Annotated in this window: 7 protein-coding genes; 3 read left to right on the top strand and 4 right to left on the bottom strand. The window is 66.8% G+C overall.

Going from position 1 to position 7,702, the window contains the following annotated elements:
* Nucleotides 1-768: 768 nt before the first annotated feature.
* A complete protein-coding gene (locus IPV09_RS13770; RefSeq protein WP_207475889.1) occupies nucleotides 769-1,155 on the bottom strand; it encodes a hypothetical protein in 387 nt (128 codons plus the stop codon).
* A 67-nt stretch (nucleotides 1,156-1,222) separates the two neighbouring features.
* Nucleotides 1,223-2,266: a TerC family protein gene (locus IPV09_RS13765; protein WP_207475887.1), complete on the bottom strand. Its 1,044-nt coding sequence runs from the start codon at nucleotides 2,264-2,266 to the stop codon at nucleotides 1,223-1,225.
* Nucleotides 2,267-2,547: 281 nt separating this feature from the next.
* Between IPV09_RS13765 and IPV09_RS13760 the strand changes: the two genes are divergently transcribed.
* Nucleotides 2,548-3,054 carry a hypothetical protein gene (locus IPV09_RS13760; RefSeq protein WP_207475886.1) on the top strand — a complete coding sequence of 169 codons (507 nt, stop codon included), beginning with the start codon at nucleotides 2,548-2,550 and terminating at the stop codon, nucleotides 3,052-3,054.
* Nucleotides 3,055-3,096: 42 nt separating this feature from the next.
* Here IPV09_RS13760 and IPV09_RS13755 read toward each other — a convergent pair whose 3' ends face one another.
* Nucleotides 3,097-3,375, bottom strand: coding sequence for a helix-turn-helix domain-containing protein (locus IPV09_RS13755; RefSeq protein WP_028495567.1), 279 nt, complete (start codon nucleotides 3,373-3,375; stop codon nucleotides 3,097-3,099).
* A gap of 58 nt (nucleotides 3,376-3,433) precedes the next feature.
* Complete coding sequence (locus IPV09_RS13750) at nucleotides 3,434-3,739, bottom strand: winged helix-turn-helix domain-containing protein (RefSeq protein ID WP_036272261.1); 306 nt, start codon at nucleotides 3,737-3,739, stop codon at nucleotides 3,434-3,436.
* 119 nt (nucleotides 3,740-3,858) lie between these two features.
* Between IPV09_RS13750 and IPV09_RS13745 the strand changes: the two genes are divergently transcribed.
* Together IPV09_RS13745 and IPV09_RS13740 are read left to right on the top strand one after the other, a co-directional pair.
* On the top strand, nucleotides 3,859-5,373 hold the full coding sequence (locus IPV09_RS13745; RefSeq protein WP_207475884.1) for a proton-conducting transporter membrane subunit: 1,515 nt from the start codon (nucleotides 3,859-3,861) through the stop codon (nucleotides 5,371-5,373).
* A partial coding sequence (locus IPV09_RS13740) for a DUF2309 domain-containing protein (RefSeq protein ID WP_207475882.1) occupies nucleotides 5,373-7,702 on the top strand: 2,330 nt, incomplete at its 3' end. The genes IPV09_RS13745 and IPV09_RS13740, both read left to right, overlap by 1 nt.

The following is a 7,702-nucleotide window of genomic DNA, read 5'->3' as shown; positions in this document are numbered from 1 at the left end:
ACCGCACTACGAAGTGTGCTCTTCCAGTCGCGCGGTTCACTGTCGGGGGTGTGTGCGGGCGGGGGTGTCTTGTTGAGGGCCCGGTGGGCCAGGGCGGTGAGGCGGTCGAACATGCTCATGAGCGTTTCCTTTGGGATGGGTGAGTGATGTCGGGCGTCAGTGGACAATCACGACAGGTGAGCCGCGCTTGCGGGGCATGACACGCGGATGGGTGCGGTGAAACGCGCGTGCGCCTCTTCCCCGCCCCCGGACGTGTCTTCGTGCTGCGCGCGTTGGCCGGTCATGTGTAAGGCCAGGCGAGCGGGAGCCAGGCCACGGACATCACTCCCCACGCCCGGGCTTGGCCAGCTGATGGGGGGAGGCGGAGGGAAGATCGCGTGGCGGAGTAGCTCTCGACGCGCACCTGCTCTGGGGTCAACTCAACGCCCGCAGCCCTGGCATCTGCGAGGACCATAGTGCGGATCTCGCGGTGCCGTCGAGTGCGAGAATGCAGCAGGACGGCCGGGTCGAGACTGAAGCCTGCCCGCTCTGGCTGGACATGTGCTACCAGATGGGCGGTGCGGTCTGCGAGGACTCGAACCGCGGTGAACAGCACTCTCCATCGGGCACGTTCCCGCGGTAAGGCGACGTGCACACACAGATCACCTTCCCCGACGAACGAGCGAAGATCATTGGGCCAAACGGGCGCTTCGAGGACGACGCGATCGATCGGGGTGGTGAGCTGACGGTAGCGCAGCAAGCATAGATCGTGCTCTTTCGTGATCACGGTCAGCTCCATTCCGGGCAGGCATCGTGGTGCAGCTGCACGCGCGCGCCCCAGTCATCTATCGGATGCGACATCCCGGTGGTCTCAGCGGTCCGGTCGATCACGGTCCGGGCGTCCCAGAACGGGCCTCCCTCGACGAGGAGGCACTGGCCGGCTTCCACGTGCAGCTCGTTGCTCGAGCCGCCGAGCAAGACCCGCTGCCCCGCCGGGACGATAACGTGCGTCACGGTTTGATCGGTGACCTCACGCACCGTGACCGGATTGTCTCCTGCGTTGCGCAGGCTCCCGCACCCCGGCAGAGGTCCGCCGCAGCGGTCGCCGACACCGACAGTCCACGCGACTGAGAGAATCCCGGTCACTGCAAGCAGCGGCAGAACGAGCACCGCCACTGTCGAACCTCGGCGGCCCCTCCTCACCAGCTGGGGATCGGGGGCCAGGGCCGCCGAGGCGGCACGGTCAGTCATCGGAACCCACCTTCCGGCCTGCGGGCACTCGGCCGCGGCGGCGGAAGACCGGCTCGGCCGCAGCGAGCTCCTCGTCGCTGGCGAGCCGGAACGCTCCGGCAGCTTCGGTCTGCACCTCCCGGCGGCCTTGACCGCGGGTAGCGCGGAGGCTCGCGATAATTGAGACGGTGATGATGGTGGCGACCACGGCGAGACTGATGGTGGTGGGGATGTAGAGCACGTCCAGAAGCAACATCTTGATCCCGACCCAGATCAGGACGAACGCGAGTCCGACCTTGAGGTAGATGAACCGGTGGATGAGGTCGGCGAGGAGGAAGTACATGGCCCTCAGCCCCAGGATCGCGAACGCGTTGGCAGTGAAGACCAGGAACGGTTCGGACGTGACGGCGAAGATCGCGGGGATGGAGTCGACGGCGAAGATGATGTCGGTGATCTCCACCAGCACCAGCACTGCTAGCAGCGGGGTGGCCACGACGATCCCGGCCTTGCGGATAAGGAACTTCTGCCCGTGGTACGCGTCGGTCATCGGCACGAACCGGCGGAACACCTTCAGAATCTTGGACTTCTCCGGGTGAATGTGGTCGTTGCGGGAGCGGAACATCCGCCATCCGGTGTAGATCAGGAACGCGGCGAACACGTAAAGGATCCAGGAGAAGTTCTCGATCAGCGCGGCACCGGCGGCGATGAAGATGCCGCGGAAGATCAGCGCACCCAGGACACCGAGGAACAGTACCCGGTGCTGGTACTCGCGGGGCACGGCGAACACGGCGAAGATGATCGCCCAGACGAACACGTTGTCCACCGCGAGGGATTTCTCGATCAGGTAGCCGGCGAAGTACTGCTGCCCGTACTCCGCCCCCCACAGCGACCAGACCAGCACACCGAACGCGACACCGAGCGTCACCCAGACGATCGACCAAACCGCGGCTTCCCGCACCCCGATCACATGCGCCTTACGGTGCGCGACCAGATCAACGGCGAGCATGACCAGGATCACACCCAGAACGGCGAACCAGGCCCACAAAGGGACAGTCATGACAAAGACCTCCACGAAAGATTCGTGAAGGTCTCATCGGCCTGGCGGGCCCCTGCGCACCGGATCCCGCGGAGGGAACGTATTGACGATGCGGAGCGAGGATTACTCCCCTTCTCGAGCCATCAAACAGGAGAAGTATGCTTCATGTCAAGTCTGCTCGCGAAACAGGTCCGGAGCCACGCTCTGCACATGGACGAGTTCCGGCCGCCGTGACGGCCGTCTGACGCGACTACGCTGAATCCCGGTTGCTCGTCAGCTACGCGGCGAAATAGGGTGGGTGGGTGAAGGATTCAGGATTCGACCTCGATGCGGGGCTCCGACGCTACCCGTGGGTGTCTCGGGCAATGAACGCGGAGGCCGTTTACGGGACCGTGCTGACCGCGGGTCTCATTTCCGCGTACTCTCTCTACAACCCGACACTGCCGGTCCTCATCGCCCGCACCATCGGGACCGTCCTCGTGTTCTGGGGTGCACACGTCTACGCCGAGATCGTCGGAAACCGTGCGATGAGCTGGCGGGAAGCGGTCCGCGAAGGACTGCAGCGCTCCGCAGGACTCCTGTGGGCACTCATCGTCCCGGTCGCCTGTCTGACCGTAGCCGTGTTCCTCGGACTCTCGATGAATGTCGCCGTGGACATTTCTCTGTGGGGAGGTGTCGTCAGCCTCGCCATATTGGGATGGTGGGCGGCCCGGCAACGCAATGCCTCCACGGTGGTGAAGGTGGCAACCGCCGCCGCAACGGCAGGAATGGGACTCGCTCTGATCGCCCTCAAGGCACTCGTGCACTGACCGCGTCCGGGTGCCCGTTCAGCCGAGCGACAACGAGCGGGTCTAGTGGATGTCCAGCAGTGCGCGGATCAGGTCGTCCACGGTATGCGCGGCGTTCGCGGGATGCCGCAGCGGACGGTCCTGATACAGGACGTAGTGGTTGCGTCGTCCGCGCTTCTCCCGCTCCAGATACCCAGCGTTCTCGAGATCGTTGAGGATCGTGAGCGCCGAGCGTGTAGAGATTCCGACCACCGCAGCGATATCACGGACGGTCGCGTCTGGGTTACCCGCAATCGCGAGCAATACGTGCGCGTGATGCGTCAAGAACGTCCACTCGGCCATCGCTCCCCTCCTCCTGCGTAGCGCCTACCGGCGAGCCCTTGCGAACGCGCGGCTGAGATCAGGCTGCGCTGGGCGCGTGTTCTGATGCATCCGACGCCGAGAAGACGGCCAGGAGTTCGCCGATGTGATGGCCCCGATCCAGGGGGTGCCGCAACGGACGGTCCGGGTTGAGCCGGTAGGTGTTGCGCCGCCCGACCCTCTCCCGGGTCAGGTACCCCTCCTGCTCAAGCTCACTGACGATGCGTTGCGCCGCACGCTCGGTCACCCCCACCAGGCTCGCGACGTCCCGCAACAGAATCTGCGGGTTGGCTGCCACGCACAGCAGAACATGGGCGTGATTGGTGAGAAAGGTCCACTGCGCCATCACCCCATCTTACCGTTCCACCCCACTCGTTTCCGCATACGCATTTACCGAATCACAATACGTGCCATGTTTTTCGTGTTTCCAGTGACAGGTGAAAGCGGGTGTGGTTGATGGGGAGTGTGGTCTTCACGATCGCGATAGCGGCACCGTGGGTCGGTGTCGTGGTCGCCTCCTTGCTCCCGGCATCGGCCGGGACCGTGGCGCGGGCCGCTGCATGGGCGACGGGAACAGGCGCCCTCGCTGCTATCGCCGCCCGGCTGCTGGCGGTACTAGCTGGGCAGCAGCCGCCGTCCGGGGGCCTCTGGGCCGGCGACGCGGTGGCGGTGCTGATGCTGACGCTGGTCTTGTGGTTGAGCGCGGTGATCCAGATGTTCGCGCTCCGCTACCTGCGCGGCGACCTACGGCAACGATGGTTCGCAGTGTGGGCGAACGCGTTGACGGGCAGCACCGTGGTGATGGTGTGTGCGGGGACGGTGGTCACCTTCACCATCGGCTGGATCGCGGCGGGCGTTTCCCTGGTCTTCCTGTTGCACACCTATGGGTCGCTGCCACAGGCCCGTCAAGGGGTCCGGCGGACTGGGCTGAGCTTCCTGATCGCGGACGCCCCCCTGGTGGTGGCGGTGTTGGTCCTGACGCTGGCCGCCGGGAGAGATATTCGCCTCGCAGAGGTGGGATCGGTGTCAGCGACACTGCCGGAGGGCATCGTCGTCGCGGTGGCTCTGCTGTTGGTGGTCGCGGCACTTGGCCGGTCCGCCCAGATCCCCTTCCACCGGTGGCTTCCCGCGACACTGTCGGCCCCGACCCCCGTCTCTGCGCTGCTGCACGCCGGGGTCGTGAACGCCGGCGCCATCCTGGTCATCCGGTTCTCCCCGCTGATCGCGCCCGTGGCTGCGGCGATGCTGGTCATCTTCGCAGCCGGCGCGGCGACGCTGGTGTACGCCACGGCGGTTCGGCTGGTCAAACCTGACGTGAAGGGCCGGCTGGTGTTCTCCACCGCCGGTCAAATGGGCTTCATGATGATGGCTGTCGGGCTGGGCGCGTTCGCTGCGGCCATCTTCCACCTGATCGCCCACGCGCTTTACAAGTCCGCCCTGTTCCTTTCCGCCGGCACCGGAGTGGCCAACCACGCCGAGCAGCGGACCTGGCCCGCCCCGGAACCATCCCCCCGCTCCCGAACGGTCGCAGCGGTCCTGCTCGCCACCGCCCTGCCTGTGGCGGTGCTCGTGGCAGCGAAGGGAATGCTCGCCCCCCAGGCAACCCCCGCGAGCCTGGCCCTGCTCGGATTCGTCGCCTTTACCGCCGCCGTTGCCGTCGCAGCCGGGCTGCGCCGCTCGATGACAGCGGCCACTCTCACGGCCGCGGCGATCGGACTCACTGTCCTGGGATTCTCGTACGTCGCCTTCCTCGGCATTTTCGAACACCTGATCACTCCCGCTGCGTCAATCCAGCCGGCATCGCCTTGGTGGCTGCTGATCCCCGCCGCCCTATTGCTTGGTCTGGAGCTGCTCGTTAACTCCCCGCGCACGGCCAGCCGGATGCACAGCGCCCTGTATGCGCGGACCCTCGCCGAATCGACGGTCTCCGCGCCCACCCGGATCGGCCCTGCCCGTGCCCGTCAGAAGGAGGCCGTGTGATGAGTCTGCTGGTCCAGGCCCATGTCGCCCAAGCCGCCCACGACGTCATGGCCAGCTGGCCGATCGGATCGTTCATCGCGCTCAACCCGCTCGCTGCACACGAGAGCACCCGATTCGAGAACATCGCCGAACCCGGAGTCGCGCTCACCCAGACTCTCCCGCGGTACCACGCCCAGTTCGCGTCAGGCCGCATCACGCGCGCCGACCTGATCACCGCTCTGCGGGAGCGGATCGGGGAACTCGCCGGGCTACCTGTCATCGAGCTCGGCGGGATGGCCTGGTCGGCAGAAGAGATCCTGGTCGCGGAATTGCTCCGTCCCGACACCCGCCCGCCGACTCCGAGGACATCGCCGCCGGCGGATCCGCTCGAGCAGCACATCACAAAGTGGGTGGCCGCATTCGTGGACCCCGACCCGCAGTGGCCGATACCCGGACGGCAGCACGGGTTCTACCGCGCCTGGCACGCCCTGGCCGTCCACGACCCGCACCTGACCAGGCTGGCACGACGGCGGATCCGCTCCCTCCCCGACCGGGCTCTGCCCGCGCTGACGGCAACCCTCACTCATCTCGGGGTCGGAGACACGACCACCGTGGAGACCCTCACAGCAGAGCTGGCTGCGCTTCCGGGGTGGACCAGCTACCTGAAATGGCGGTCCGAGCACAACAGCGACATCGACTTGACCGAATATCTCGCCGTCCGCCTCGCCCTCCGCCATGCCCTCGACCTGCCCCTGCCACCCTCCGCGGCCCACCCCACACCGGCAGGCGAGGAGACCCCAGCCCCGGGGAGGGAATTGTGGGAGCGCGCCGAACAGATCTCCGCCACCCTGGCGACCGCGCCCACCCGTGCCGAGGTGGCGATGGTGGCCCGGATCCTGATCCTGCATGCCCCTACCGATCATCCGTTCACCTGGCAAGCCGCCTACGACGGCCACTATCGGGCCGCATTGCTTCAGTCGATCACCCAGAGCAGCACCGCACCGGACCGGCCGGCGGTGCAGGTGGTGATGTGTATCGACCCGCGCTCCGAAGGGGTACGCCGTCACTTGGAAACGCAACCGGGGGTGGAGACGCTCGGCTTCGCCGGGTTCTTCGGCGTCCCCGTCCGGTTCACGTCCCACCAGGGCCGCGGGGCGGTGGACTCGCTTCCCGCCCTGTTGCGTCCCCGCCACGCCGTCACCGAATCACCCACGAGCCCCCAACGCGCCCACCGACGCGGCCAGGGGCTCCGATTCATCGACGCCGCCGCACACGCCCTGCACACCACCGAGAACGCAACAGCGACCCCGTTCGCGCTGGCCGAAACCGCAGGCTGGTTCTACGGCGCCGCCACCTTCACCCGCACCCTCACCCCCGGCCTGCACCACACCCTCACCCGCACGTGGCGGACCCTCATCGCGCCGCCCTCCTCCAGCGAGGTCACCGTTTCGGATGCCTTCAGCCTCGAAGAGCGTGCGACGCTGGCCGAAGCTGCGGTCACGATGATGGGACTGCACCAGTTCGCGCCGCTCATCGTCCTCACCGGACACGGATCCACCAGCACCAACAACCTCTACCAATCAGCGTTGGACTGCGGCGCCTGCGGCGGAAACCCAGGCGCAGTCAACGCCCGAGCAGCCGCAGCGATCTTCAACGACCCCACCGTCCGGGCAGCGCTCGCCCCCCGCGGGATCACAATCCCGCAGGACACCATCTTCGTCGCCGCACTGCACAACACCGTCGCCGACACCATCACCGTGCTGGACCCGCACCTGGTCCCGAGCACCCACGCCGCCGAACTGGCCAAGTTCAGCACGCGCGCACGTGACGCCGCCGATCTCCTCGTCCGCGAGCGAGCCACTGGCCTCCCCGGCGCACACCCGCACCAGTCCCTGGCGCGGCTGAGAGCCCGCGCACACGACTGGGCAGAGGTCTACCCAGAGCTGGGACTGGCCGGCAACGCCGCCATGATCATCGGACCCCGGGAAATGACCGCCAGTGTGAACCTGCATCGCCGGGTGTTCCTGCATTCCTACCGCGCCGAGATGGACCCCGGCGGGACGGGGCTGGAAACCATCCTGACCGCCCCGATGATCGTGGCGCAGTGGATCAACCACCAGTACTACTTCTCCACCCTCAACCCCGACCTGCTCTCCGCCGGCACCAAAACCATCCACAACGCCATCGGCGGCATCGGCGTCCTCGCCGGCCACAGCGGCGACCTGCGCCGCGGACTGCCCTGGCAATCCGTCGCCGTCGGCGACAACTACCTGCACGAACCGTTGCGCCTGAGCGTGATCATCCAAGCCCCGCTGGAAAGGATCGGCGACATCATCTCCGGCAACCAGGT

This window comes from Tessaracoccus sp. SD287 (genome assembly GCF_017355265.1).
Taxonomy (GTDB): domain Bacteria; phylum Actinomycetota; class Actinomycetes; order Propionibacteriales; family Propionibacteriaceae; genus Aestuariimicrobium.
Note: the sequence above shows the minus strand (reverse complement) of the source record. Positions and strands in the feature narration are given on the sequence as shown.